Here is a 26,517-nt window from a genome sequence, read left to right on the forward strand (position 1 = left end):
ATATAGCATCCAAATTGCCAATGTTATAATTTCCTAAAAAAATTCTGGGATTGAGTATTGGGTATGGATGAATAATCAATAGTTATTGTTCCACCCTTTCCTCTCTCTTCCTTAGGGACTTCCAGAAATTAAATTATTCAATTTTGGGAGAGAAGATGATCGTTAGATTTTTCCTCCTCTGCTTCCCCTGTTCACCGAAACGACGGGATATTTTTTTAGTTGGAAGTCCCTTACTCCCCGATTCCGTATTTCGTCAATTCAGGAAATGCGTTAAAATATTCAGATACATCTAAGACTGCTACCCTAACTCACCACAGCCTGATTAAGCAATGTGATTGCCAAAAAATACAATCTTATACCTGTAAAGCGGATGTATTGTCAGAGGCAAAGAACTGTAAAGAGCTAAATTTCAGGGATTTTTAACTATAGAACCGATATACCGTCTCTATACACAGATTAACAAGTACTGAAAGTTAGGAAAACAAGTAAAAATTCTACTCAGATCATACTCTCTGTAATCCGGGAAATTAGGTGAATACACCACTTGCACTCTGCAAGTAGTGAAAATAAAGGCATAAGGGTAGCGGGAATGGCATACTTGCTTTTTGCTACTAGCCTACCGAGGCTTGTGGAACTGAGCAATTAAGTTGCCTCATCAAGCAAACTATATGCTGGTAGTCTTGAGAGTATCAAAAAAATTCAGGTTAAGCTAGAGAAGAGAATTAGAGTCAGCTTGCACACCCCAGTGGGTCAAGAGCAATACTAAATCTCAGATGGCAATATTATAATTTTGGCATTGTCCTTACTCCATGCTGCGAATCATTACTCAGCAGGCAGACGTTAGAGCAGAACTACAACGGATCTGCGATCGCACCCATGACGAACAGGTGCTTCACAAAGAAGCAACGGTGCGGGAAGTTTTGCAAGCAGTGAAGCGCCAAGGCGACAAAGCTGTATTGCATTACACAGCCGAATTTGACAAACAAACCTTGAAAGCAGAAGAACTCCGAGTTACAGGCTCGGAATTAGATGCAGCCTATCAACAGGTGTCAAAGGAATTGCTTGATGCAATTCGGCTAGCTTGCCGCAAAATTGAAGCGTTTCATCGTCAGCGTGTACCGAAAAGCTGGGTACATTTTGGCGACGATGAAGTAGTGCTGGGCAAACGCTACACCCCCGTAGATCGAGCCGGGTTGTATGTGCCTGGTGGCCGTGCCGCCTATCCCAGTACAGTGCTAATGAATGCAATTCCGGCTCATGTTGCTGCTGTACCCCACGTGGTAATGGTGACACCACCAGGCCCTGGTGGTGCAATTAATCCCGCAGTCTTGGTAGCTGCCCAAGAAGCAGGGGTGCAAGAAATTTATCGCATTGGGGGCGCACAAGCGATCGCCGCTTTAGCCTATGGTACACAAACGATTCCGAAAGTGAATGTGATTACTGGCCCTGGTAACATTTATGTCACCCTAGCGAAAAAACTTGTCTACGGCACCGTCGGCATTGATTCTTTGGCAGGCCCCAGCGAAGTGCTGGTGATTGCCGATGAAACCGCAAATCCGGTGCATGTAGCTGCTGACTTGCTAGCCCAAGCCGAACACGATCCAATGGCGGCAGCAATTTTGTTGACGACGGATGCTGCTTTGGCGAAAAACGTGCAATTAGCCTTGGAAAGACAGCTAGTAGATCATCCACGGCGAATAGACACAGAAAAAGCGATCGCTCACTACGGCTTGATTATCGTTGTGGAATCGCTCGAAGCAGCAGCAGAACTCTCAAATGAATTTGCCCCCGAACATCTAGAATTAGAAATCAAAGACCCGTGGGCACTCCTACCACAGATTCGCCACGCTGGGGCAATCTTTTTAGGTTACTCAACACCAGAAGCCGTAGGAGACTATTTGGCAGGCCCTAACCACACCTTGCCAACTTCTGGCGCTGCCCGCTATGCTTCGGCATTGGGGGTTGAAACTTTCCTCAAGCACTCCAGTATTATTCAATACTCCCAAACCGCACTGCAAAATGTGGCTGGTGCTATTGATGTGCTAGCAACAGCAGAAGGTTTACCTTCTCATGCCGATTCAGTACGACGCCGAGTTCAGCAAGAAGAGTGATTTGGAATGCTGAATTTTTTTGTTACTAAAAGTTTGGATAGTGATACCTACGGTAAGCTACACTAACGCACGCCATTTGCTATCCTACCTTCAGCTTCTCTTTAAGCGTCCACAAGTCGGGCATTACCGACGGTAGTTTCTGGGAGAGAATTTTCCTTTCCCAGAAACTCGTGAAAAACTTCTCTAGCCCAGTCACTACAAGGTAATACGTATAAAAGTGGCGTGAAACTGACCTATAGTACAGCCTCAACTATTCTCAAATACATATAATTAACAAATAAAAATTGGTTTAGTGTCGCCGCCGACGGATTTTGCTAGATACTGATGTAAGAGGTCTACTCTTTAGGAGGCGAGAGCGGTGCTAAATAGTATTTTGGTAGCTCTGGACGGTTCGGAAATTTCAGAACGAGTAATTCAAACTTTAGATAATTTGGCTTTGTCAAAAGATGCCAAGGTTATTCTTTGTCATGTGTTTCCCACACCAGAGTCAGAAATGGAACTACCCGCCGATCGTCCTCAGCCAGAGTCACCAACATTTTCTTATTTTCAGGTTGAAAAACAGCTGCAATCCTATCAGGAAAAGTTATCAATCACAAGTGAGTTAGAACTAGTAACTGGTGATCCTGCTGAAGAAATTATTCGTCTTGCCAATATTTATAAAACTGAGTTGATTATAATTGGCAGTCGAGGGTTGATGGGGATGAAGCGAATTGTTCAGGGTTCTGTTAGCAGTCAAGTTGTAGAAGAGGCTAATTGTTCAGTATTGGTCGTAAAACCAAGGTAAAAATTTACAAGGGGAAGCAATGACTACAACCACCCCAAAACTAACCTTTGAGGAATACCTGAAATATGATGATGGCACTGATACGCGCTATGAATTGGTTAATGGAGAACTAATTCCCATGAGTTTGGGAAGTGGGCAACATGGCGCGGTAACAGACGCAATCATTGTTTAAATTGGCAGTTAGTTGACTAAGTTTGTATAAAATTAACAGGATAAATCTGGCTGAGGTTTTTTATGAGTTCCCGCCGCATTCTTCAAGTTGGTGAATCTTATACTTTCAGCCGATATTTTGAATTGCCTTTCACTATTGATGATATTTTAGCCGAATTAAATTGCACTATTGAAAGGAAAAATCTCACATTACCTGAATCATCAGAAACTTTAGATATCCAATTTTTACAGCAGCAACTTCGGCGTAATTTCTCTCATATTGATTTAGTTAATGAAACTACTAGACGCGAAGCTTTAATTGGCCCAATTTTGTTTGAAGTATGCCATTTAACTAATCAGAGACTCAATATCGAGTATTCTATTGCTGTCAACGACTATCTGAAAGGGACTCTCGACTACTATATTGCAGCACCTCAAAATTTATTAGTTATCGAAGCCAAACAATCAGATTTAGTTAGAGGATTTACTCAACTCGCTATTGAATTAGTGGCACTCGATCAATGGACTAAATCTACATCTGAACTTCTATATGGTGCAGTTACCACTGGTGAAGACTGGCGTTTTGGGGTTTACCATCGTGGGAATCGTCAGGTGACTCAAGACCAGAAACGCTATCAAGTTCCAGAAGATTTATCTACGCTGGTAAAAATTATTGTAGGTATTATTTCTGGTTCATAAACACGTTTAAAAATAATTTAAGGATTTAAAAAATCTAAATGCTCACCTGGTTCGTGGCGTAACTTCTTTAGAGACGCTTGGATTTTCAATTTACCTTGGTCAAGCAGTACAATCCAATCAGCGCGATTGATTACTTTAGGACGGTGACTGATCAGGATTGTGGTTTTGCCTTGACGGTAAAACAGCAGCTTATCTAAAACCTCTGCTTCACTCACAGGGTCGAGTCCCGCAGTTGATTCATCTAAAATCAAAACTGGTGGTTTGTTTACTATAGCGCGTGCGATCGCCAGTCGTTGCCTTTGTCCGCCAGAAATATTTGCACCAAATTCACCTAAAATGGTTTGGTATTTGTCGGGTAGCTTGCTGATAAAATCATCAGCCCCCGCAATTTGACAAGCGGTAACAATTTCCTCGAAAGTAACGTGAGGCGAACCTAAACGGAAGTTTTCTAGAATTGACCGACTCCAAAAGTGTGCTTCTTGGGGAACCAAAATAACTTGTTGGCGGAGACAAGTAATATTAAGCACTCATGATTAGCGACCCTAATTCAGACTTTCTCCGCCCAGTTAAAAGTGATGAATTTCTGCCCCTTATTAGTCTTTGGACAACTCTGGGTGGGCTGTTTTTAGTCAGCACTTTTGGTATAGCAGTTACCCTTGCAGCTATCACCAAGTACAACGTCACAGTTAAAGCAACTGCAACTGTCAGACCCTACGGGGAAATACGGATAGTGCAAGCAAAGATGGAGGGAACTGTTCAAAATATCTTGGTGAAAGAGAATCAAGTAGTGAAAAAAGGAGATGCGATCGCCTACATTGACTCCTCTCAACTCGAAACCAAAAAAAGCCAACTCATCGGGAATATTCAACAAAACCAGCAGCAAGCAGCTCAACTCGATGCCCTATAGAGACAAAGAAAATCCCCTTGTCTCTACGTTCAGTCGATTTAACGTTCTTGAGTTGCCAAAAACTGACGCAAGCTTAACAAACTCAGGGTTTGACCCAAATTTAAGGGCAAAATTGAAACTCCTTCCAAGCGGGACTGTACCCAACCTTCTCCCCAATACCATTCGTGGAACCCATCAATACCTCCGCTGAGTATCAAGCGGAGACAGTTGGATTTGACAACGTTTACTTGATGATGAATCGCAACTGGCCCAGTCCAGGTTGTAAACTGGAATCCGGGAAGCAGTTCTTCTGGCATTCCTGGCGCAAAGCGTTGTCCTAACAGCCATTTTTCTAGTTGTACCGGATGCAGCAGACTGTCACGAATTGCATCTGTTGATGCTTCGATTTCGATCCGCAGTTGGCTTTGTTGAAAATTACCCAGCATTTTTCTCGGATTACCTAAAGATGAGACATCGCTATTTCTAATATTGCAAATAGTTTTAGTCATTAGTCATTAGTCCTTTGTAAATCACTAAGGGACTTGCAAATAAAAAAATATCCCAAAACTGACGCAAAAATCCTCTCTAAGCTGTTCGTCATGTAGTTTTACAAGGCAATCTAAGACAGGAAACGGTTTCAGGCGCTAAATTATCAAATTTAAATGCGCGACAGCTTATTTCTCTTCTCTCAGTGCCCTCTGCGTCTCTGTGGTAGCCTGCGGCAAGCCGCTCCGCGTCTACGTTAAAAAAAATTGACTTTGACAAATTTAGTCTTAACTGAATTGTATTGCCTAATAACCAATGACCAATGACCAATAACAGCCGTTTATTTGCGTAGCATCCTACTAAGTTACTTTTCTCGCAGCAGAGAACTTAGAATAGAAAAAGTGAACTTGTTAAGAAATGTAAGGTTATTCATGGCGGATCAGTTAATTCGTGCAATAGCAGCCGAAGGTGGAATTCGTGCCGTAGGTGTGATCACCACACGTTTAACAGAAGAAGTACGGCAGCGCCACAAGCTTTCTTATGTGGCAACGGCAGCACTGGGCCGGACTATGGCGGCGGGCTTGTTAATGGCTTCTAGTATGAAGCGAACTGGATCGAGGGTTAATGTTCGGGTAAAGGGCGATGGGCCTTTGGGCGGCATATTGGTAGATGCCGGCTTAGATGGCACAGTACGCGGATATGTCGGTAATCCATCTATAGAATTGCCTCCCAATGCTAAAGGTAAGCTAGATGTTGGTGGTGCAGTAGGTGGCGGCTATCTCTACGTTGTGCGGGATATCGGTTATGGTTATCCTTACTCTAGTACTGTAGAACTAGTTTCTGGCGAAATTGGTGATGATGTAGCTCATTATCTGGTGAATTCCGAACAAACACCTTCAGCTTTAGTTTTAGGTGTGTTTGTGGGAGCAACGGGAGTAACTGCGGCTGGAGGATTACTGATACAAATATTACCCAAAGCCGCCAGAGACGAAGCTCTAGTAGAAATTTTGGAATCACGGGTTGCCAGTCTAGCAGGATTTACGCCATTGTTGCAAGCTGGGAAGACTTTACCGGAAATCTTTGGCGACTTGTTGGGAGATATGGGGCTGGAAATCTTTTCCGAACGGCAAATGCTGCGCTTCCACTGTGGTTGCTCTTTCGATCGCGTTTTGGGGGCATTGAAGATTTTGGGAGAAGCTGAACTGCAAGATATGATTATTAAAGATAATGGTGCTGAAGCAACTTGCGACTTTTGCGGTAATGTCTACCAGGCAAGCAACGATCAGTTAGCTCAACTAATTGCCGATTTGCAAGCTGAATCTGCTATTTCAGGATAAAGTATAAAATAGCACTGATTTTTTAGATTGATAATGGTACTCTGTGGAGAGAGATAATCAAAAAAGTAGCTTTTTAATCATGAGAAAGTTACTATGTCAACAATGGAATTATCGATCTAAAACAGAGCGCTATTCAATTATTTTGGTGTGAGAGATGACAGAGCGGGATATTCCAGACAGTTGGTCAAGAGCCAGTGGAAGAGAGCCAGATCAAAACAAAAGATTATCCCGAACAGAGCAATTCGGTGAAACTCAGCCATTTGATGCCCCAGCTACTGGTTCTAACTCCAAGTCAGTGAAGCGGCGAAAAAAAAACCATAAGAAAGGATTACCTATAAATAGTAATTCAAAAAAAACAGCCCCAATCAGTAATAATTCTGATAAATGGCCACGCTGGATGAAAAGCTGGACATTGTGGCTAGTACTATTAATGTTGATTCCCGGCAGTGTAGGATTCTTGGCAATGGCAATGCTGTTCAAGTTGCCAGCTGCTCCTAATTGCCCCTCAATTTTCTGGCCTCTAGCTAGTGCTTCTGTGCGGTTACACTGCGCTCAGTTGGCGGCTTCTAAGCAAACAGTTAACGACCTATTGCAAGCGATCGCTCTGGTGAAGCAACTACCACAAAATCACCCGTTGCATGGAGAAATCGATCGTTTCATCGAAGAATGGTCGCGGGATATTTTGAAGCTAGCTGATGAAAGTTTCCAAACAGGGAATTTAGAAGAAGCGATCGCTACTGCTAAGAAAATACCCAAAGATGTGGCAGCTTATAAGTTAGTCGATGAACAAATTGGGAAATGGCAGTTAATTTGGTCAAAGGCAGAAACCACATACAACAGTGCGATCGCCGAAGTAAAGGAACGGCGCTGGCAATCGGCCTTTATGTTATCTGCCAAAATGCTGCGCGTAGACAATCAATATTGGGCGGGTACGAAATACGACCAATTGAATCGTCTAATTGCCACAGCGCGCGAAGATGGGGATAAGTTAGGCAAAGCCGAAAGTTTAGCAAATAGCAAAGTAGTCGATAATTTATTAGAGGCAATCAAGTTAGCCGAGTCCATTGGCCAAGAAAGTTACCTTTACCAAAAAGCTCAACAAGCGATTCCCGCATTTGGACGGAAAATGCTGGAATTAGCACAGGCAAAACTAGATAATAAAGATGCCGATGAAGCGCTGAATATTGCTAGGCAAATACCGGAAAGTACCAAACTACAAGGTGAAACCGATGACTTTATTGCCATAGCTGACGCGAAAAGGAGTGCTTGGATCGGTAACGTTTCTGGTTTACAGGCAGCGATCGCTCAAGCACAACAGATTTCTCCTTCCAGACCAGTATATAACGAGGCGCAGCAACTAATTGCTCGTTGGCAGCTGGAAATTGAAGATGTTGCCAATATAGAAAAAGCGAGAATATTGGCTAGCCAGGGAACAGTGCCTAATTTAACAGCAGCGATCGCCCAAATACAGCTAATTCCTGCTAGCAATCCCAGGGGTACAGAAGCTAGGCAAGAGATGGATCGCTGGACTGCCCAAATAGAAACAATTGAAGACCAACCTTACTTAGACCGCGCCGAACAGATAGCAATATTCGACGATATTAACTCCTTGCAAGCTGCGATCGCCCAGGCTAGCGAAATTCGGAGAGGTCGTGCATTATATCCAGAAGCACGGAAAAAAATTCGTACTTGGGTCGGAAAGATTCAACGAATTCAAGACCAACCCTACTTAGATCAAGCACAAGAACTGGCTCAGAGTGGAAATCTCACCGCCGCCATTAACGCAGCTCAGCAAATTGCTTCATCAGGAAGGGCGCTTTCTGGGGACGCACAAGCTGCAATCAATGACTGGGAAGGGCAAATCCGCACTAGAGAAAACTGGAAAAAAGCCCAGGAAGTGGGGGCGGCTGGCACTCCAGAAGCCTTGGTTGAGGCAATACGACTAGCAGATAGCGTTTCCAACAATAGCATCTTACGTATGGATGCGAATCAGGCTATTGACCAATGGAGTCAGCAATTGTTAGAAATAGCACGCTCTCAAGGTCAGTCTGATATTGCTAGAGGCATTGACATTGCTAAATCGATTCCACGCGGTAGTGCTGCTTACAGTGCAGCACAAGAGCAAATTAAGGCTTGGCAGGATTTTCTCAATCCTCAGCCGAAACCTCAGCCTCAGTCTGAATCTCTACCATTTCCTCAATCAACAACTACTAATGGGCAGTAATATACAACATTTTTCATTTGATTGAACCGTAATAGTCTGTCAATAAATGATTGATGGATAAATTCTTTGTAGAGACGCGGATTTATCGCGTCTCTCTAACCGTCAAAATAATTTGACAGACTAGTACCGCAAGTTTGAGAAATCAATAAGCAAAACAAGATTGGCTCTAAGCTGAAGCGATTTCTATTTAGCCTTCACCCGCGCCTGCTTCACCATCGCAATCAGAGTTTGATGGGCATCTTCCGCATCTGTTAAAACATGATCAAACTGGATGCGAACTTGTACAGCTTCCTCATTTACTTGCGCTGTTAAATCCATACCATGTGCATCAATTGACAGCATTTCGGCTGCACTTGCATCTGTAACACCACCAAAAGCTTTAGCATAAATAATTACAGCATCAGCATGATCGTCATTCATGTGCTTGCAGATGCGCGAACTAATTTCAGTAGAGAAATCCTTAGACATTGTGAAGTTGAAAGTGATGAATATGGCAAGAGCCTAAATTCTCGGCTCAGTAGTTCAAATTAGCAGAAAAAGCTAGTCTTCAGCCATCGTCATTATAAGTGATATCTGAAAAACAACTGCCCTTGTATATATTTGATAAGTTAAGTTTATTACTGGTACAAGAATTAAAATAAAATAAACATTATCCAGTATTTTTACCTTCTATTGCGGAAAGCAGACAGCGTAAACTGTAGCAGAAGTATTAGCCAAACTATTGCAGCTAAGAGACAATGAGCGAAATTAGCCCCAGACGAATTGTAATTGGGGATGTGCATGGACACTATGAAGGTTTAATGACATTGTTGGAGGCGATCGCCCCCACGTCAGAGGATCAAGTCTATTTTCTGGGAGACTTAATCGATCGCGGGCCTCATAGCGCACAAGTAGTTAATTTTGTCAAACGAAATAACTACCCATGTTTACTGGGAAATCACGAGCAGATGTTATTAAACATTCTGACCAATGAAAAAACTTCTTCTTCAACGATGCAGGCATGGCTGTATGGTGGAGGGCAAGCTACTGTAGCCAGTTATAAAGAAGCTCCAATTCCTGACGACCATCTGGATTGGTTAAAAGCTTTGCCTACATACCTTGACTTGGGGGATATTTGGTTAACTCATGCTGGTGTTGACCCTTCCAAGTCGGTGACAGAACAAACAGCCGATGAACTGTGCTGGATACGAGAGGAATTTCACAGCATTGAAAAACCCTACTTCCCAGATAAGCAAATTATTATCGGTCACACTATTACCTTTACCCTACCTGGTGTTTCCCCTGGGAAACTAGCACAAGGGAGGGGATGGCTAGACATAGATACTGGCGCTTATCATCCCCGGAGTGGTTGGTTGACTGGACTGGATGTCACAAATCACTTGGTTTATCAAGTTAATATCTTTAAAAACTATGTTCGTACCCTGCCTTTAGAAGAGGTTGTAATTACCGTTGATCCAGCTAAAATCAAAGTTGCTCGCCGCAATCAGAATTGAGAGTGGGGAGATCAGGGAGCAGGGGAAAAGAAACAAGTTAAAAGTTAAAAGTTAAAAGTTAAAAGAAATATTGAATTTATAAGAAGAATTCAGAACTCAGGAGCGGAGCCGGAGACGTTTCCGTTGCTCCGGTCAGAATGAGCGTATGAATTCTGTACGAGTCGGTAATGAATATTGGTTAAAAGCGAGTGGAATGGTGGGCGAAACAAATTAAAATATTCTCGCCTTAAAACTCTATCCCTTTATGGGTAGAGTATTCACCAATTCTGAATTCTGAATTCTGAATTCTGACTCCTGTTTTATCTTTCTTTTTACTTTTCACTTGGTTCTTTTTACTTTTATGCCCAATGCCCAATCTTGTCAAGACCTCACTAATGCTCGAACATTAGCTTTATAACTAGCATTATCCAAGCCATATTTTTCATTACTAGGTTGAGAGTTAATTGCACGTCTGAGGGCATCAATGCGATCGCTAGTTCCAGGGTGTGTACTCAAAAATGTCGGCGCAGAACCACCTTTTTTCAGCAGCTTTTGCATAAAAGAAACCATTGCAGACTGGGAATAACCAGTACGTGTCAAAGTTCGCAGTCCTCTTTGATCAGCCTCAAATTCATTTTGACGACTGCGTGGCAAGTCTCGCGCTAACTGTACGCCAATTTGCACTGCTGAATTCCGATCTAAGCCGGCGGCTGTTAATAGACCACTTTCAAGGGCTTTTTGCTGCATCTGCTTGACTACGTGTTTTCCGCCAATGTGACCAATTTCATGGGCGAGTACGCTTGCTAGTTCCGCTTCATTGTCTGCGGTTTTCAGCAAACCTGTGTGGACATATACATAGCCGCCCAAGGTCGCAAAGGCGTTAATAGAGTCATCCTGAACTATCTGGAAAGTATAGGGGAGATCGGGGCGATCGCTATTCGCTGCTAAACGCCGACCAACTTGTTCTACATAACGATTAACTTCGGGATTGCGGTAAAGCCGGACTTGACTGCTGACTAATTCCTGATTAATCTGCTTACCAAGATCAACTTCTTGATTAGGAGATATATTAGAAAGCTGAAATGCCTGAAATCCTTGGAGTAGAAGAGGCAAGAAATCTAAAGTTCTTCCAGGCAAGGGTGTACTTAGGCACAGACTCAGAGCAACTACCACCGAAATTAGGGGATAAAACCAGCTACGCCGCCACTTATGGTAATTTGTAACAAAACCTTTCCAGTTGAACATAATACGCTCTGAAGATTATTTCGGGAGAACATAAAATAATGGGACAAATTATGAGACGGATTTAAAGTATTCTAAGTTGCATTCTTAACTTCAGCCCAAAGGAGTTGTTATATAGATAATTCTTAGGCAAATCTACCGAGATGCGGGAAACTAGGGATTCTCTCTAGAGATAAGTTTAAACACTAGATTTTACTTTCTAGCTGCGTCAGTCTTAACAAGTAAAAGTTTTAGGGTTAGCTGCTGCTTATTGAACTTACAAACTCGTGATAAACTGTCGCATAACCGCAATCCCCGGATGCTTTGAGTTATTACCAAATAGGGAAAATTGCCGTTCCCATCGAAAACCTTCTTGCTACAATCAATTACTTCGCTATTACCTCGGAAAAGTTTTTATGGCTATTTTAGATTCAAAAGGTCGCTTGTTTGGAAAAATAAATCTCCTAGATTTAGGTGCTGCACTGGTAATTATGCTAGTTATATTTGGCATCTTTGTCTTTCCTGGAACTTCTGGTTCTGTTGCCCAAGTCGGTGCGAAAACAGTACCCATCGAAGTAGACTTAGTAGTTCGTGGTTTGAATGTACGTGACCCGGAAAAATTAATCGATAACGGGTTAAAAAAAGGCGAAAAAACTAATGTAATTATCCGCAATCAACCCTACGGACAAATTGAGATCAAATCTATTCAACAGCTACCTAGAACAGTCAATGTTTTCCAACCTGATGGCACTGTCAAAGAACTTCCAGATCCCAAGACTAACAATTATAGTACAGATTTTCTTTTGACTTTAGACGGCAAAGCCCAAGTTACTGAAAGTGGGCCAGTTTTGGGTAACAGTAAAGTAAAAATTGGAATGCCATTTGAGTTAGAAGGCTTTAATTACAACTTCAATGCAACTGTCATTGATATTAGATTGAAAGACAAATAGTATTCTCACTTTTGTTCATACTATTTTCTCTAGTAATCCTATTTGATTCGTGAGAATTAAAACCAGCAGATCCCCGACTTCTTTAAGAAGTCGGGGATCTGATTTATCACCAATAATTCAGGATTGCTATATATAGCCTGAAACCACGAGGGGAGTTTTGATCCTGTTAAGGGACTTCCAAGAAATAAATTATCCAATCTTGTGGGGTGGGCATCTTGCCCGCCTTTGGTTGCTGGGCGGGCGAGACGCCCACCCCACAATAAATAGTTGGATATTTTTTTATTTGGAAGTCCCTAATTAAGCAGAGGCAAAAATTTGCGAATTAAACCGATTGTCACTGCTGGTAATTCTAACTGTGGTGTTAATCCGACATCTTCCAACTGTTGAAAAAATCGGATTGCTTGGGGATTGATTTCGGCAAGGCGGCGACCAATTGAAGGCCCTGTAAACTCTGACTGTTTTCCCCAAATAATGGCAGTGGGAGTCGTCAACTGTTGAATGTAAAGGGATAAGTCAAAGCATAAATCGCCACGTACAAAGGATAGTGCTGCATACTCAGCATTAGGCTGTTGGGCAGATTGTAGATAAGCATCTACAATTTCCTGGTAGACTCGATTAGATTTAGCAAATTGCCGTTGCTCTAAGAAACCGCGAATACCACCACTAGTAGCAATTCCAGTGCTGTAAAGTAAACGATCAACAACGGGAACGCTAACTAACTGGGCAAAAAAGCTCCGGGAGTAGTCTTCACCAAAGTCCGAAAGTCCGGCGGGGGTGGTAAGAATTAAAGACTTGAATAAATCAGGATGATCTGCTGCTACTCGAATTGTAAATGCTGCGGTCAAAGAAGAAGCGATCGCTGTTACTGGCCCTGTACAAGTCTGCTCGAAAAATTCCCGAATCGTCGTCAAATAATCTTCAATTTTATAACTCCGTGGCGGATGCTCAGACCTACCCCAACCGAGCAAATCCGGCGCAATCACCCGATATTCAGCAGCAAAAGCTGGATAAACTTTCGACCACTCATAAGCAGAAGATCCACCACCAAAGCCGTGCAGAAATACCAAAGTTTCTCGATCGTCTTTGGCAGTCACATCGCCCTCCCAAGGCGCTCCAGCAGCAGTATAATATACAATCCTACCTAGTGAGGTATTTATGGAGCGTTGTTCAAATCCCAGTGGTTGAAACATAAGTATTTTTTGTTAACTGTAGTGATTAGTTGGCATGAGTGAAAAAAGAAACTTGGGATGCAGGGATACAAAGAAAGTATTTGATTATTTCTCCACGTCTACGCATCTTTCCTCCTCCGTCTCTTCTTTAGTCACTTTAGATGTTTACGTGTTTAGTTCAAACTTCGTGGTCATTGTTATTATCCACGAACCAATCACCTAAGACTTCTTGCCACAGTCAGATTAAGTAGATATAAAATTACTAGATTACTTGTAAAGATTTGGTGATTTTTTTTCATGATGAAAAGTAAATTAACGTTGAAAATACTGTTTTATAAGGATTTTTCATGGTAGCGAGTATCACTCAAGCCTGAATTCAGCATAAGTTTTTATGGTAATCTATCAAAAAACCGATAAATAATTTTGAGCGTTAACATATAGTGAAAACGCTTGTTTTAGTAAGCTATTAATCCTACTTCTATATGATGTGGAAAAATAGTATTTAATGTATAAGTAATCTGATTATTATCTAAGTAATGGTAAGGCGGGATGTCATGGTAAAGCAGGCTACTCTTCAATCAAATAAACTACTAACGATTGAAGACGCTAAATTTGCACTTGACAACTTTAGTATACAAAACGAGATTAAAGCTTCAGTTTGGCGGGGTCAGGTCGAGCCAGCTATTGATGCTGCCAGATTTACTGTACCTACTTGTATTTCTTTAGACTTAGAAGACTTGAAGTGTTTTGAAGCAGTAGAGCGGCAATATGAACGTTGGGGAGTCATTTTTCATAATTCTCTAGCAATACAGCCATCAAATCCAGCGTTTCCAACCTATTCAGGGCTAACAGTTTTAATGGGAGCGCCCAAAAGCGGATTTTTAGAAGCTACTTTTTTGCGTCCGGTTAATTCGGTTAGCGCCTTTGTCACTAGTTCGCAACGGCTAGTGCTTTCCGCCTACGATCGCGATCGGCAACTGCTTGGTCAAACTGTACTACCAGCCTCTAATCTTGCCAACTCAGACTCAGTAATTTCCCCTAATACCTTATTATCTATCAATGTGAATAACATCTACAGCGTTACCTTCTGTGCTTTTGATGGACAATTCACCCTTGATAATTTTCGTTTTTGTCTTTAATTAAGACTTACGTACAAGATGCCCTTGCTCTGAGCCGTTGAAAATGGTATCTTAATTTGCGCTGTGCTGTACTAGTCTACTATCCGTCTATCAAACCAGACATTTTGCGGTTTGAACCTTCATTCTTTCTTCATCCATAGTAAAACTTATACAATAAGTAATTTCGTAATCAATTAGGTAAACACTGTGGCACAGGCTTCGTCTTCTTGGCAGCAATTGATCAACCAGATCCCCGACTGGAACTGGTCGCTGACAAAATTCAAGACAAAGGGAGCCATAAAGCAGCAAACATTTAGGCGCTTCTCTGGGCCTGGGGGCTTTCTTGGGTTCTTGACAATCGTCATCGCCATGTTGTTGTGGAACTGGAAACTCCTATTGGCTCTCTTAATCGGCATTGGGGTAATGGTATTGGTTTACTCAATGCAGGAGTGGGATTGGCAGTTACGCTGGTCTAAAATACGTAATTTCTTAAACAGTTCAAATCGTCGCTTGGCCTTAGCAGTCATCAGTGGTGGTATTGCTACTGTCAGCACTTACATGGCAGCGGCAATATGGGTTGACTCTCATAGTCACTGGATTGCTGCTGGTGCGATCGCGCAAGGTGTAGGAACCCTGTTAACTTTAGTTTTATTGGTATGGCAAATTGTCAACTTCTATGAAAATCGCGAAGAAGACCACCTAGATCAGTTATTGGTCAATTTAACAGAAAAAGATCCATTGAAGCGGTTGATTGCCCTACGTCAACTAACTAAATTGATCAGCCGTAAGCGAGTTGATTCTTCAGTGCAACAAGATATTGTCGAATGCTTGCAACTCCTACTGAGTCGAGAGGAAGAAGTTGTAGTTCGAGATGCAGCTTTTAAGAGTTTACAAGCTTGCGATGACCTCCGGTCGGTCGGAGACCATCGCCTACAAGTTTTATCCCCCAAAACAGCAACAACTTTCACACCTGTATCGCTCCGAATTAAAAATTCAAAATTCAAAATTCAAAATTAACCAACTTTGGGGGTTTAAGTCCCCTACCTCTACAGGCAGCCCGTTTTGGGTCGGGGTCTAAATCCCCGACCCAAAACGTAATTGCGAATTGCGTTAGCGCAGCGTTAGCGAGTCTTCTCCCAAGGGGAGACGCCAAGGGCGAACGAGCGTCATTGCGAATTGCGAATTGTTTTAATGATCCCCATAAATAAATTTTAGGGGCTTGTATCATGAGTCGTTTTCGGTCAAAGTTTATGAAAAAAGTGAAGGTTTAAAACCTCGCCCCTTGTGGGCGAAACAGTCCTTGTATCCCAAGGGTTGTTGAAACCCCACCCCGAAGTGTCTGTCTTGATTCAATTGCGAATTGCGAATTGGTTTCATTAGTCATTGGTCATTGGTCATTAGTTAAATGATAAGTCCTAATTAATACCCAATCCCCAATCCCCAGCCCCCAATCCCCAGTACCCAATCCCCAGTCCCCAGTCCTTATTTTCGAGATAGCCTTCCATTGCGGACTTGCACTATCGGATGATTGCACCGCCGTACTAATTGTTCATCGTGGGTGGTGACGATTACTGTAGCCCCAAAGGAATTTAACTTTTGGAGAATCTGGATCACTTGCCAGGAATTATCTGGATCGAGATTTCCAGTAGGCTCATCCGCTAACAGCAAGGGTGGTGTACCAACGATCGCACGGGCAATACTTACCCGTTGTTGCTCTCCCCCAGACAACTGATCTGGAAAGCAGTCAGCTTTACTCAGTAAACCTACTAGCTTTAAGGTTGGTTCCAAGCGCCGTTGAATTTCTTTACGGGTATATCCTTGAGCTTGCAGCACAAAAGTGACATTTTCTGCTACTGTTCGCTGGCTAATGAGTTTGTAGTCTTGAAACACAATACCAATCCGTCGCCGCAATAATGACAAGCGATCGCCCTGCAAATCCGCTACATTACATTCATCAACAATTACTTCTCCCTGTGTAGGCAACTCCTGGCCATAGAGCAGTTTCAAGAGCGTTGATTTACCAGAACCACTTGGCCCTGTGATAAACAGAAATTCTCCCTTTTTCACCTCAAGATTCGCATTCAACAAGGCATGACAGCCGTTAGCATAAGTCTTGGTTACAGATTGCAATAGCACCTTTGCAGTAGTATTGCTACCGCGCTGTTGAGTTTCACTATCCTTTCTATGAACAGATTTATCTGTCTTAACTTGAGTTGTTAATACTGGCATTGTTAAATTTTCCTCATACCCACAACCGAACAGCTTGGTGTCTCAGATGTGACGTTCCCCTCAAAAATAAGGATTCCCAGGTTTCGCCTGGGAATTTAAATTCAACAAAGAAAATTTAAAACTTTTTGAAGGCTTTAATACTAACTAAGTAATAACACTCAGAACTCAGAACTCAGAATTCAGAACCCAGAATTCAGAACTCAGCACTCAGAACTCAGCACTCAGCACTCTTAACTAATTGCACCCCTTGCTGTCAAACGATAAACAAACGCTTTCACCGCAAAGGCTGGCAAAGCCAACATCCGCCGCCAGCGCCAAGGTTCTTGATAAAGCCGATATAACCATTCCAAATTATTATTTCCTAACCAGGCGGGAGCGCGAGTTTTAGTTCCCGACCAAATATCAAAACTGCCACCAACACCAATCCAAATTGCTTGAGGACACAAATGGCGGTTTTCGGCAATCCATAACTCTTGACGTGGCACTCCCAAACCGACAAAAATCACTTGTGGCTGCAATTGAGCAAGAGTTTGTCGTAATTGCACTTCTTCTTCTGGGGAATGGTAGCCTGAGTGAGTGCCTACTATACTTATATCTGGAATTTGCTGCTGCCAAAAATCTGCCGTTTTTGCAGCGACTCCAGGCGCTCCTCCATAGAAAAATATCTTTGTTCCTGTCTTCTGTTGCCCAAGTTCTTGCAAAAGTTTTTCTGCTAATTCAATCCCTGGAAAACGCTGCACTTTTTGCCATAACAGCCAGCGTAAATACAGAACAACCCCGGCTCCATCTGGAATCACGAGTTCAGCATTTTTAATAACCTGAGCTAATAATTGATTTCGCTCTGCCTGCATAGTCATTTCTGCATTGAGCGTTACTACATGAGTTCCTTTGCCTGCGTGCAGGCATTCTAACAACCAGCCTGGATAGTTAGCCATCACATGAACTGGTATCCCCAACACTGAAAATGCTTGATTGCCGTTAGACATAGCCTATTCTTGAGTAATCCTCACACCAGGTTTTGCATGAATGTTAAGTTTATCAAATTTTTTATATTAGAACTTTGACAGGAAAGACTCCCCATTGTCCTGCAAGAATAGAAAGCATAATTAAACTAATTAGTATTGGGCGCTTGTACTTGGGCTGAACCAGTCCAACTTTTATTGTTAAAGTTTAATATTCACTCAGTATAAAACGCTCAACTCACAACTCTGGTTCCGGGAACAGAAGCCCCCACTATACTACTTGCGGTTAGTGTGGGAGTATGTCACGAAACTCGACTTTATGGTTAAGGTAGTGTAACGGGCTGAAGTTGGCTATGAGTAAAATTCGTATCGCTTTAATTGAAGATCATGACCTAACTCGTGTAGGTATTCGGACAGCACTACAGCAAAAGGATGAAATTGAAGTTGTAGGTGAAGCTGCCAATGCTGTTGAGGGGCTAAAGATGTTAAAAATGGTACGACCAGATATTGCCATTGTAGATATTGGTTTACCAGATAAGGATGGCATTGAGTTAACACGGGAGGTGAAATCTAGTACTAATGGGCAGCAGCTACTTACAAAAGTGTTAATTTTGACGCTGCGGGATAACAAAGAAGCGGTGTTAGCAGCTTTTGCTGCTGGTGCAGACTCTTACTGTATGAAGGATATCAAATTTGATAATTTGCTGGAAGCAGTGCGAGTAACTTACAATGGCAACGCCTGGATCGATCCAGCGATCGCTCGGATTGTATTACAACAAGCGCAACAAAATCCCCAAAAGTTGGAATCGGCTTTTGTCGGTACTAAAACTATTGCCCCTAACCCAGATTCTCTTGAGAATCTGGAAGGAATTCAACCTTACACCCTGACAGAAAGGGAATTGGAAGTGTTACAGTTGATTGTCGAAGGTTGTAGTAATGCAGTAATTGCGGAAAGACTTTACATCACAGTTGGCACTGTTAAAACTCACGTTCGCAATATTTTGAATAAGCTATGTGCCGATGACCGTACCCAAGCAGCAGTCCGCGCCTTGCGTTCTGGGTTAGTTGGATAAATTTAATTTTGGTGTGGAACAATTGAGGACGATCGAGAGAAACTTAAAACTTTGAGAAAGTTATATTTTCAAAGTGAATGGCTTCTCTGATTTTCTGTTATTTATCAGGTGAGATAAACATCATACTATCTCGCCATTCAAATATGTGAAAAAAAAGTCAAATATGGCTGAGAATGGGGCGGAAAAACTTAAGCTCATGGTGGTAGATGATGAGCCGGATAACTTAGATCTACTCTACCGCACTTTTAGGCGAGATTTTCAAGTATATAAAGCCAATCATGCCTTTGGCGCTATGGAAATCTTAGATCAGTTTGGCGAAATGGCGGTGATTATTTCTGACCAAAGAATGCCAGAAATGAATGGGACTGAATTTTTTAGTCGCACCGTAGAACGCTTTCCAGACACGATTCGGATTTTGTTAACTGGTTTTACTGATGTCGAAGATTTGGTCGATGCGATTAACTCTGGTCAGGTATTCAAGTACATTACCAAACCCTGGAATCCTGAACGGCTTCGAGGCTTAGTTGAGCAAGCTACTGATACATATCGCTTAGTTAAGAAGCGTACCCAAGAGTTGCGTCGGGCCCTACGGCGAGAATCTTTGGTTAATGCGGTGACAACGGCAATTCGGGAGTCTTTAGACTACGACAGTATGCTACAAAAAATTGTCGCAACTATTGGAGAAACATTTGAGGCTACCAGTTGCTTACTCAGACCAGTCGAGGGCGATCGCCTGATACAAGACAAGTTCTTCTACCACGATCCTAAATCTCCTGTATCTGATTGTTTGTTTGACCCCAGTATTTTAATCGAAAAAGTCCTGGAAACTCGTCATTATCAACTTTCTCAAGATGTCTATGATGGTAATCCTTGTCACCATCTAGTTGTACCACTTAGCTATCAGCAGCATCTATTAGCTGTGCTGGCCCTGCACCAATGGGGACGCGATCGCCCTTGGGAAGATGAAGACATCCAACTGATTGCAGGTGTTGCTGAACAAGCAGCCTTGGCCCTTTCTCAAGCAAAACTCTACCAGCGCCTCCAAGAAAAACAACAGCAGATTCACACTGAGTTAGAAGTGGCTCGCCAAATTCAATACAATTTGCTACGCCAAACTTTACCTGACATCAAAGGGGTGAAGGTGCAAGCCTGTTGCTATCCGGCGCGGGAAGTAGGAGGCGATTTTTTTGAAGTGTTTGTCCATCCCAAAGGCGATTTGTGGTTGGCGGTGGGTGACGTTTCTGGCAAGGGCGTCCCAGCTGCTTTATTTATGGCTAGTATTATTTCAGTTTTGCGCCGAGAATTATCTCAAGAAACGCCAGCAGAGCCGAATGTGGTTATGCAGAACCTCAACCACGCTCTCAGTGAAGATTTAATTAGCAACAATTATTTTATCACTCTTGTGTTAGCTTGTTATACCCCTAGCACTAAGGAACTCGTCTACACTAATGCCGGTCATATCTATCCACTATTATGGTCACGCGGTTCGACTTTAGCTGACAATCCCAATTACCTCAAAGTCCGTAGCGTTCCTTTAGGGATCTTGCCGAAGTGGCAGGCACAATCTGGTCGCTTGGTTCTCGCTACTGGAGACATATTGTTACTAGCAAGCGATGGAATTACAGAAGCAATGGTATCAAGTAGTCCTGATTCATCAGTAAAAACTGTGCCTGGGGTTGAACCAGAGAACCGTTCGATGCTGAATCAAGATGGTCTTTGGCAACTCCTACAAGAAGAGCAACAACCACTTTCTCTTAACCATTTACTAGCTCGCATCCAGGCAGATAATCACGTTCAAGAAGATGATCAAACTATACTTTCGCTGGAGATTTTGTAAGTCATGAAAAGTGAGCTTCATGTCCCAAGTGACTTGAATTTTCTGAATATTGTCGAAAACTGGTTGCTGGGATGCTTGAAAATTCAGCTAGGAGAATCTGTAGATTGGTCGCGGCAATCAAGTCGTTTGAGACTGGCTTTAGTGGAAGCCTATTCAAATGCAGTCCGTCATGCTCACAGGGATAAACCAAATTTACCGATTTTACTACGTTTGGAAGTGCAAGATCGGGATCTTGCCCTAGAAATTTGGGACTACGGCGAAGGTTTTGATATGTCTAACTACTACGCTCCAAATCCGATAGAAAAACAAGAAGGTGGTTATGGTTGGCTGATTATGAATCGTCTTATGGATAAAGTCGATTACAAGTTGCAGATTAATGGTGCTAACTGTCTCAAATTAGAAGCTACTTTACCTGAATTAGTCCAATAAACGAAAGTTACTATTTTTCAAGTCATGTTATTTCTGAATTCAGACTCCTGAATTCAGAATTCAGAATTCAGGAGTCTGAATAAGGGACTTCCAAATAAAAAATATCCAATTAACTCTTGTGGGGTGGGCGTCTCGCCTGCCCTATGAACTGGGCGCTCATGTTGCCCACCCCACAGAATTGGATAATTTATCTCTTGGAGTTCCCTAAGTTAACACCAATGGCATCTTGCCCGCCCAGCTTATTTGCTATTTTTCACGACGTAAAGAAAGCAACTCTTTGGGGGAAGCTAAAAGTTTGATTCTAGTATATGAAATTTGGCGTTGTTGGTTGAGGATAAATAGCCACAAGACATTCACACTACACCACGAAGTTTGTGCTTTACCTCTGATCTGGATTTGGATGTCACCATTTTCTAAAGTCTCGGCTATTCCTGAGTTGGGGTAAGCTTTAATGCCTTGACCTTCTTGTTTTAAGTAGGCTGCGATCGCATCTGCCCCCACAATATCAGATTCAAATGGTGGACGCATCACACCATCTACGGCAAATAAGGCAGCAGTTGCTTCAAATTCGCCTGCATTTAAGGTTTCAAAATAACGCAGTACAGTTGCTTCTGTAATTCCCTCAATCTGGAATTCAGCTTTCAGCTGCGCTGGGGATATAAATTCAGCAGAAGTCATAAAATTACCTGTATTATGTTAGCTGAATATTAATTTCAGTACAAAAATATGTCAAAAGAAAGCCGCCATTGAGATAGATTGCTATATATTGGTAAATCTTCCCCACGATGGAAGTCTTAAGAGTGGCTATATGTAAAGTGAGTAATAAATCTTAATCAAAAGTATTGACTACATAATGTAGACTAAAGTCGCCTTTGGTTAGGCAAAATCCAAATAAAAAAATGAATCACGATTCCGTAACAAGCAGCAGTCTGGTGAAAGAAAAAGCCAGCGAGTTGGGCTTTCATAAAGTTGGAATTACTGCTGTAGGTAGGGTAGATGCCACAGAAGCGCAGAGGTTACAAGCATGGATTGAACTGGGTTATCACGCCGATATGAAATGGATGGCTAACCCAAAGCGTCAGGATATTCGCTTAGTGATGCCAGAAGTGCGATCGCTAGTATGTGTAGCGCTGAATTACTATACACCACATCAACGTCCTGAAAGTGAGGAATACGGCAAAATTTCTCGTTATGGTTGGGGAAGAGATTACCATAAGGTGATGCATAAAAAACTCAAGCAGTTATCTATGTGGCTAGAATCTCTTGATGGCGGCATAAGAGCTATTTATTATGCAGATACCGGCCCAGTGCAAGATAAAGTATTGGCTCAACTTGCTGGAATTGGTTGGATTGCCAAGAATGGTAATGTGATTACACGGCAATATGGCTCTTGGGTATTTTTGGGAGAAGTATTGACCAACTTGGAATTAGAGAGCGATCGCCCGCATACAGAACACTGTGGTAGCTGTACTCGTTGTCTTCAGGCTTGTCCTACAGGTGCAATTACTCAGCCTTTTGTTGTAGATGCTAATCGCTGCATTGCCTATCATACCATTGAAAATCGCGCCGAGGAATTACCAGAGACAATCACACCTCATTTGCAAGGCTGGGTTGCTGGCTGTGATATTTGCCAAGATGTTTGTCCTTGGAATCAACGTTTTGCCCAAACAACTGATATTGCAGAGTTTCAGCCCTATCCTGGGAATATTGCTCCCAAGCTGCTAGAATTAGCCCAAATCTCAGATCAGGAGTGGGATAAACAATTTCCAGCATCTGCCTTGCGGCGGATTAAGCCAGAAATGTTACGACGCAACGCCCTAGCTAATCTTGACGCATCCAGACAAAGAATGACCCCGAAAGTAATTATTTTTGATTTTGATGGCACTATTGCTGATACAGTAGATGCCCTTGTAAGTATTGCTAATCGTCTAGCTTTAGACTTTGGTTATAGACATATACATCCAGAACAATTAGCCTTTCTCAAGAACTTAACATCTAGGGAAATTATTAAGTACTCTGGAGTTTCTCTATTTAAAATACCTTTTCTAGTTAAAAAAGTTAAAGGGGAATTAAAAAACAAAATCCCCGAATTAAAGCCAATTCCAGGAATTAAAGAAGCATTAATAGAACTCCAAAATCAAGGATATAAACTAGGTATTATAACTTCTAATTCTAAAGAAAATGTTACGCAATTCCTCACAATCAATGATTTAAATCATCTATTTGATTTTATCTACTCAGGAATTACAATTTTTGGCAAAACAACGATTATTAATAATGTATTGCGGCAAAAGCAACTCAAACCACAAGAAGTTATTTATGTTGGAGATGAAACCAGAGATATAGAAGCATCAAAGAAAGCAAATATCCAAGTGATTGCAGTAACTTGGGGCTTTAACTCAGCAGAAGTACTCGCCAAGCAAAATCCAGATTATTTAATTGAGCGGCCTAGTGAACTACTAGAAGTGATGAATGGTGGTTAATTATAGGGTTTATTGACAAGCGTGAGGTAGACCCGTAGGCGCACAACATGTTTATTGGTGTCAACTTAACGCGAAACCGCTCGTCCGCCGAGAATTTCAATTCCCGCCTCATAGCTAAAGTCATCTGAAGATGACTAAAATATCGCCAAAAATCTCCAGTCTACTTCAGTAGACTTAAGCTAAAAGCCCAGGAATTTATTCCCTGGCGGGCATGGAAGCCAACAGATAAGCTAATTTGTAAGGGCACAGCATTGCTGTGCCCTGTATCCAAACGAGAACCGCTATACTACTGTATTGTTGTGGTTCTATTTAGAAGTTGTAGCCAATTCCTAATAGTATTCCTACATCAGTATTATCGACAAAAGCAGCATTTGCACTACCCGTTAGCGTAAATTTAGAACCGAGAGGAATATCTACACCACCAGTTAGCAGTAATCCAAAATCAGTATTATTATTAGCGGCAATAGCTACACCAGCACCGATGTAAGGAGATATAGAGAACGTTTCCTTACCCACTGAACCTGCTGTGCTAGGAGACCAATCCAAAGTAACGGGAACCAGATACAGTGTATTATCCCCAAATATTACCGATGGTCGCACTGATATATTGCGTGTCAGACCAAGTTTGCTAATCACTGCAAAGTTACCCTCGCCTAGAGCTGTACTGTCTCCGGTCAAACCAATGTTACCAGCAACCCCGATATAGCTTCTGCCACCACGAGTAGCTCTACCTACTGTCACGTCAGGCGTACCATTATTTCCTGTTGGCGGTTGATTTAACTTACTGATGTTAACATCAGGCGGGATCAGGACTTGGTTAATTGCATGGATAATACCATTGCTAGCTTTAACATCTGCCTGGATAACTCTGGCATTATTCACCTCGACTTGATTGTTAGCGCGATCGATTTGAATATTTACAGGTCTTTCTTCAACGGTTTCCAGTTTCCCAGGCGAGAGTTGACTCGCAGTTACCGCACCGGGAACCACATGATATCTCAAAATCTTAATTAATGCTTCTCTGTTCTCTGGCTGCTGTAACTCTTGTAAAGTAGCAGTAGGCAAAGCCGCAAATGCTTGATCGGTGGGAGCGAAAACTGTATAAGGCCCAGCCTGTTGAAGAACATCTGCTAAACCTGATGTCTTTAATAAAGAAGTCAGAGTTGTAAAAGAACTACTGGATGCAGCAAGAGTAACAATATCGGTACTGGTTGGAGTCCCAGCGACAACATACTGACTAGCTGGAAGATTGCTAGCAATGGGTTGCAGCTTTCCTTGCTTAACTAAAGCTTGATATAATAATGCCGCAGCTTCAGCACGAGTTAAAGACTGTTGCGGATTGAGTTGTTTCACATCCGGGTAATTCACAACAATATTACCTAGTGTCGCTGCTGCCACACTATTAACAGCATAGTTGGGGATAGCTGAAGCGTCGTTGTAGTAACTACTGAGAGTATTAGCATCGCCACCAGACAAACCCAAGCCACTACTTAAAGAAACAATCCCCTGCACTCTAGGAATTTCTTGATTTGGTTTAAACACGTTGCCAGGATAGCCTGCCAAAAATCCAGTTTCGTAGGCGTTTTGAATTGCAGAAGCCGCCCAGTAGTTAGCAGGAACATCACTAAATCCACCAGAACTTAATTGCCGAACTCGATTTTGGTTACTGAAAGCTTTTTGAATCAAGGCGGCAAATTCAGCACGAGTCACAGGTTGATTCGGTCTAAAAGTACCATCAGGAAAGCCAGCAATTACGTTATTGTCGGCTAGGGCTTGAATGAAGGGACGCGCCCAATAATCTGAGGAAACATCAGACAAATTAACTGTTGAAGTTGGTGCTGGTGTACCTGATGGTGTAGATGGAACAGTAGTTTGAGATAAAGCTGGAGTAGAAATTACAATGGGAGTTACTGTCGCAGCTGTCATTCCCAGAAGTAGGAAAGCAACTTTTGTTGATGACCAACGAAACAAACTAGACATGGAAATACCCTCTTTTTAATTTCTTCGGTTGACTATTGGAAAATACTGGATTCAGGGTTAAGTAAATACAAATATCCAGATGATTATTTGGTTTGCCTCGATATGAAACCCGTTTCGCAAGCTCAATGCATCATGATCTTTAGCAAGATTTAAGAAATAAAATGTGTCTTGGTAATATAATTTATTATTAGTCTTTGTTCGATAGTATACAACTAACTCAAGACTAGACTTTGAGGAAAAACTTTCACTCTTTAGATAGTTGTCGCTGACGAAAAATTTGCCAAATCTAGACTAGAAATTAGCGATCGCAATCAAAAATTTCGAGCCTGATCGTGCTAAATTCTTTGGCTAAGAATTAAGTTGTTTGCAAAAGACGATTTTATGAAAAGGAATCCAAAGATAAACTAGGATTTGGAAAAGATGTCTTGTCTGTATCAATCTGGCTCACAACTCCTCTGGAGCTAGGGCAACAAATCCGGTTTTGACTCCACGCTTGAACCCTGCTTTTTCATAGAAGTGCAAAGTCTCCTCGCGTTTTGAGCCACTCAGAAGCATCACTTTATAACACTGTTTCTGCCATGCCAAAGTTAAGGCATAATGTAGTACTTGCGTACCTAATCCCTGTCGTCGATAATCGGGGTGAGTGACTACATTTTCAATAATCCCGTATGAACGTGCGCCACGGGTCAAGTTGGGAACAATAGTTAAGTTACACGTTGCGACTAACTGATTATCAACATCAGCCACAATGTAATACAAACGGGGATCGTGTAAAATCGCATCCCAAATGGATTGTAAAATATCATCAGCAGGTAGAGGGGCATCGATGGGGTTTAGGTGGTGATACAACGCCAGAAGTTGAGGAAGTTCGTCACGCGTAATCAGGCGAACGGTAATTATAGGTTTAGACAAAACTG

General features: G+C 42.2%; 24 protein-coding genes and 2 pseudogenes. 16 read left to right on the forward strand and 10 right to left on the reverse strand.

Translation table 11 applies throughout. The annotated features are described in order from the left end of the window. Positions 1-809: 809 nt before the first annotated feature. The 4 genes from hisD to V7K76_RS17535 all read left to right on the forward strand — a co-directional run bounded on the left by hisD (position 810) and on the right by V7K76_RS17535 (position 3,744). Entirely contained in the window at positions 810-2,111 is a 1,302-nt protein-coding gene (gene hisD / locus V7K76_RS17520) for a histidinol dehydrogenase (RefSeq protein WP_334779563.1), read from the forward strand. Positions 2,112-2,469: 358 nt separating this feature from the next. After that, positions 2,470-2,895, forward strand: a complete 426-nt coding sequence (locus tag V7K76_RS17525; RefSeq protein ID WP_334707442.1) for a universal stress protein — start codon at positions 2,470-2,472, stop codon at positions 2,893-2,895. A gap of 19 nt (positions 2,896-2,914) precedes the next feature. Then, complete coding sequence (locus tag V7K76_RS17530; protein ID WP_334779564.1) at positions 2,915-3,067, forward strand: Uma2 family endonuclease; 153 nt, start codon at positions 2,915-2,917, stop codon at positions 3,065-3,067. Between the two features lie 62 nt (positions 3,068-3,129). Further along, on the forward strand, positions 3,130-3,744 hold the full coding sequence (locus V7K76_RS17535; protein WP_334779565.1) for a hypothetical protein: 615 nt from the start codon (positions 3,130-3,132) through the stop codon (positions 3,742-3,744). Positions 3,745-3,761: 17 nt separating this feature from the next. Here V7K76_RS17535 and V7K76_RS17540 read toward each other — a convergent pair. Continuing rightward, positions 3,762-4,268, reverse strand: a pseudogene (locus V7K76_RS17540) (ATP-binding cassette domain-containing protein); the annotation flags it as partial. 5 nt (positions 4,269-4,273) lie between these two features. Between V7K76_RS17540 and V7K76_RS17545 the strand changes: the two are divergent. Continuing rightward, the gene (locus V7K76_RS17545; protein WP_334779566.1) at positions 4,274-4,651 is read left to right on the forward strand and encodes a biotin/lipoyl-binding protein; all 378 of its coding nucleotides are present in this window, start codon (positions 4,274-4,276) and stop codon (positions 4,649-4,651) included. A gap of 38 nt (positions 4,652-4,689) precedes the next feature. On the opposite strand, the gene V7K76_RS17550 is transcribed toward V7K76_RS17545, so the two are convergent. Next, a complete protein-coding gene (locus V7K76_RS17550; RefSeq protein ID WP_334779631.1) occupies positions 4,690-5,076 on the reverse strand; it encodes a hypothetical protein in 387 nt (128 codons plus the stop codon). A 471-nt stretch (positions 5,077-5,547) separates the two neighbouring features. Here V7K76_RS17550 and hslO point away from each other — a divergent pair, with 471 nt between their 5' ends. Next, on the forward strand, positions 5,548-6,453 hold the full coding sequence (gene hslO, locus V7K76_RS17555) for an Hsp33 family molecular chaperone HslO (RefSeq protein WP_334779567.1): 906 nt from the start codon (positions 5,548-5,550) through the stop codon (positions 6,451-6,453). Positions 6,454-6,607: 154 nt separating this feature from the next. Further along, positions 6,608-8,677 carry a chromosome segregation ATPase gene (locus V7K76_RS17560; RefSeq protein WP_334779568.1) on the forward strand — a complete coding sequence of 690 codons (2,070 nt, stop codon included), beginning with the start codon at positions 6,608-6,610 and terminating at the stop codon, positions 8,675-8,677. A gap of 183 nt (positions 8,678-8,860) precedes the next feature. On the opposite strand, the gene V7K76_RS17565 is transcribed toward V7K76_RS17560, so the two are convergent. After that, a complete protein-coding gene (locus tag V7K76_RS17565; protein ID WP_334779569.1) occupies positions 8,861-9,145 on the reverse strand; it encodes a DUF2470 domain-containing protein in 285 nt (94 codons plus the stop codon). A gap of 269 nt (positions 9,146-9,414) precedes the next feature. On the opposite strand from V7K76_RS17565, the gene V7K76_RS17570 reads away from it, so the two are divergent. Then, the gene (locus tag V7K76_RS17570; protein WP_334779570.1) at positions 9,415-10,170 is read left to right on the forward strand and encodes a metallophosphoesterase family protein; all 756 of its coding nucleotides are present in this window, start codon (positions 9,415-9,417) and stop codon (positions 10,168-10,170) included. 360 nt (positions 10,171-10,530) lie between these two features. On the opposite strand, the gene V7K76_RS17575 is transcribed toward V7K76_RS17570, so the two are convergent. Beyond that, positions 10,531-11,394: a M48 family metallopeptidase gene (locus V7K76_RS17575; RefSeq protein ID WP_334779571.1), complete on the reverse strand. Its 864-nt coding sequence runs from the start codon at positions 11,392-11,394 to the stop codon at positions 10,531-10,533. Between the two features lie 392 nt (positions 11,395-11,786). On the opposite strand from V7K76_RS17575, the gene V7K76_RS17580 reads away from it, so the two are divergent. Next, on the forward strand, positions 11,787-12,320 hold the full coding sequence (locus V7K76_RS17580; protein ID WP_334779572.1) for a DUF4330 domain-containing protein: 534 nt from the start codon (positions 11,787-11,789) through the stop codon (positions 12,318-12,320). A gap of 293 nt (positions 12,321-12,613) precedes the next feature. On the opposite strand, the gene V7K76_RS17585 is transcribed toward V7K76_RS17580, so the two are convergent. After that, positions 12,614-13,510: an alpha/beta fold hydrolase gene (locus V7K76_RS17585; RefSeq protein ID WP_334779573.1), complete on the reverse strand. Its 897-nt coding sequence runs from the start codon at positions 13,508-13,510 to the stop codon at positions 12,614-12,616. A gap of 533 nt (positions 13,511-14,043) precedes the next feature. Here V7K76_RS17585 and V7K76_RS17590 point away from each other — a divergent pair. Together V7K76_RS17590 and V7K76_RS17595 are read left to right on the forward strand one after the other, a co-directional pair. Beyond that, positions 14,044-14,628 carry a hypothetical protein gene (locus V7K76_RS17590; protein WP_334779574.1) on the forward strand — a complete coding sequence of 195 codons (585 nt, stop codon included), beginning with the start codon at positions 14,044-14,046 and terminating at the stop codon, positions 14,626-14,628. Positions 14,629-14,814: 186 nt separating this feature from the next. Continuing rightward, positions 14,815-15,624: an armadillo-type fold-containing protein gene (locus V7K76_RS17595; RefSeq protein WP_334779575.1), complete on the forward strand. Its 810-nt coding sequence runs from the start codon at positions 14,815-14,817 to the stop codon at positions 15,622-15,624. 465 nt (positions 15,625-16,089) lie between these two features. Here the strand turns inward: V7K76_RS17595 and ftsE are convergent, their stop codons facing one another. Continuing rightward, positions 16,090-16,836, reverse strand: coding sequence for a cell division ATP-binding protein FtsE (gene ftsE / locus V7K76_RS17600; protein ID WP_334779576.1), 747 nt, complete (start codon positions 16,834-16,836; stop codon positions 16,090-16,092). Between the two features lie 230 nt (positions 16,837-17,066). After that, a complete protein-coding gene (locus tag V7K76_RS17605; RefSeq protein WP_334779577.1) occupies positions 17,067-17,822 on the reverse strand; it encodes a WecB/TagA/CpsF family glycosyltransferase in 756 nt (251 codons plus the stop codon). Between the two features lie 329 nt (positions 17,823-18,151). On the opposite strand from V7K76_RS17605, the gene V7K76_RS17610 reads away from it, so the two are divergent. From V7K76_RS17610 to V7K76_RS17620, 3 genes are all read left to right on the forward strand, one after another. After that, positions 18,152-18,871 carry a response regulator transcription factor gene (locus V7K76_RS17610; protein WP_334779578.1) on the forward strand — a complete coding sequence of 240 codons (720 nt, stop codon included), beginning with the start codon at positions 18,152-18,154 and terminating at the stop codon, positions 18,869-18,871. A 163-nt stretch (positions 18,872-19,034) separates the two neighbouring features. Further along, positions 19,035-20,708, forward strand: coding sequence for a SpoIIE family protein phosphatase (locus tag V7K76_RS17615; RefSeq protein WP_334779579.1), 1,674 nt, complete (start codon positions 19,035-19,037; stop codon positions 20,706-20,708). Between the two features lie 3 nt (positions 20,709-20,711). After that, positions 20,712-21,137, forward strand: a complete 426-nt coding sequence (locus V7K76_RS17620) for an ATP-binding protein (protein WP_334779580.1) — start codon at positions 20,712-20,714, stop codon at positions 21,135-21,137. 246 nt (positions 21,138-21,383) lie between these two features. Here the strand turns inward: V7K76_RS17620 and V7K76_RS17625 are convergent, their stop codons facing one another. Next, on the reverse strand, positions 21,384-21,815 hold the full coding sequence (locus V7K76_RS17625) for a ketosteroid isomerase family protein (RefSeq protein ID WP_334779581.1): 432 nt from the start codon (positions 21,813-21,815) through the stop codon (positions 21,384-21,386). 221 nt (positions 21,816-22,036) lie between these two features. On the opposite strand from V7K76_RS17625, the pseudogene queG reads away from it, so the two are divergent. Together queG and V7K76_RS17635 are read left to right on the forward strand one after the other, a co-directional pair. Beyond that, positions 22,037-23,010, forward strand: a pseudogene (queG, locus tag V7K76_RS17630) (tRNA epoxyqueuosine(34) reductase QueG). Further along, the gene (locus V7K76_RS17635; protein ID WP_334711117.1) at positions 22,985-23,620 is read left to right on the forward strand and encodes an HAD-IA family hydrolase; all 636 of its coding nucleotides are present in this window, start codon (positions 22,985-22,987) and stop codon (positions 23,618-23,620) included. The pseudogene queG and the gene V7K76_RS17635 overlap by 26 nt, the downstream one beginning before the upstream one ends. Before the next feature lie 309 nt (positions 23,621-23,929). Here the strand turns inward: V7K76_RS17635 and V7K76_RS17640 are convergent, their stop codons facing one another. Next, positions 23,930-25,600, reverse strand: coding sequence for a fasciclin domain-containing protein (locus V7K76_RS17640; RefSeq protein WP_334779583.1), 1,671 nt, complete (start codon positions 25,598-25,600; stop codon positions 23,930-23,932). Positions 25,601-26,044: 444 nt separating this feature from the next. Next, positions 26,045-26,512 (reverse strand): GNAT family N-acetyltransferase, encoded by a 468-nt coding sequence (locus V7K76_RS17645; RefSeq protein ID WP_334779584.1) that lies wholly within the window; start codon positions 26,510-26,512, stop codon positions 26,045-26,047. Between the last annotated feature and the right edge of the window lie 5 nt (positions 26,513-26,517).

Source organism: Nostoc sp. (genome assembly GCF_036917975.1).
Classification (GTDB): domain Bacteria; phylum Cyanobacteriota; class Cyanobacteriia; order Cyanobacteriales; family Nostocaceae; genus Nostoc.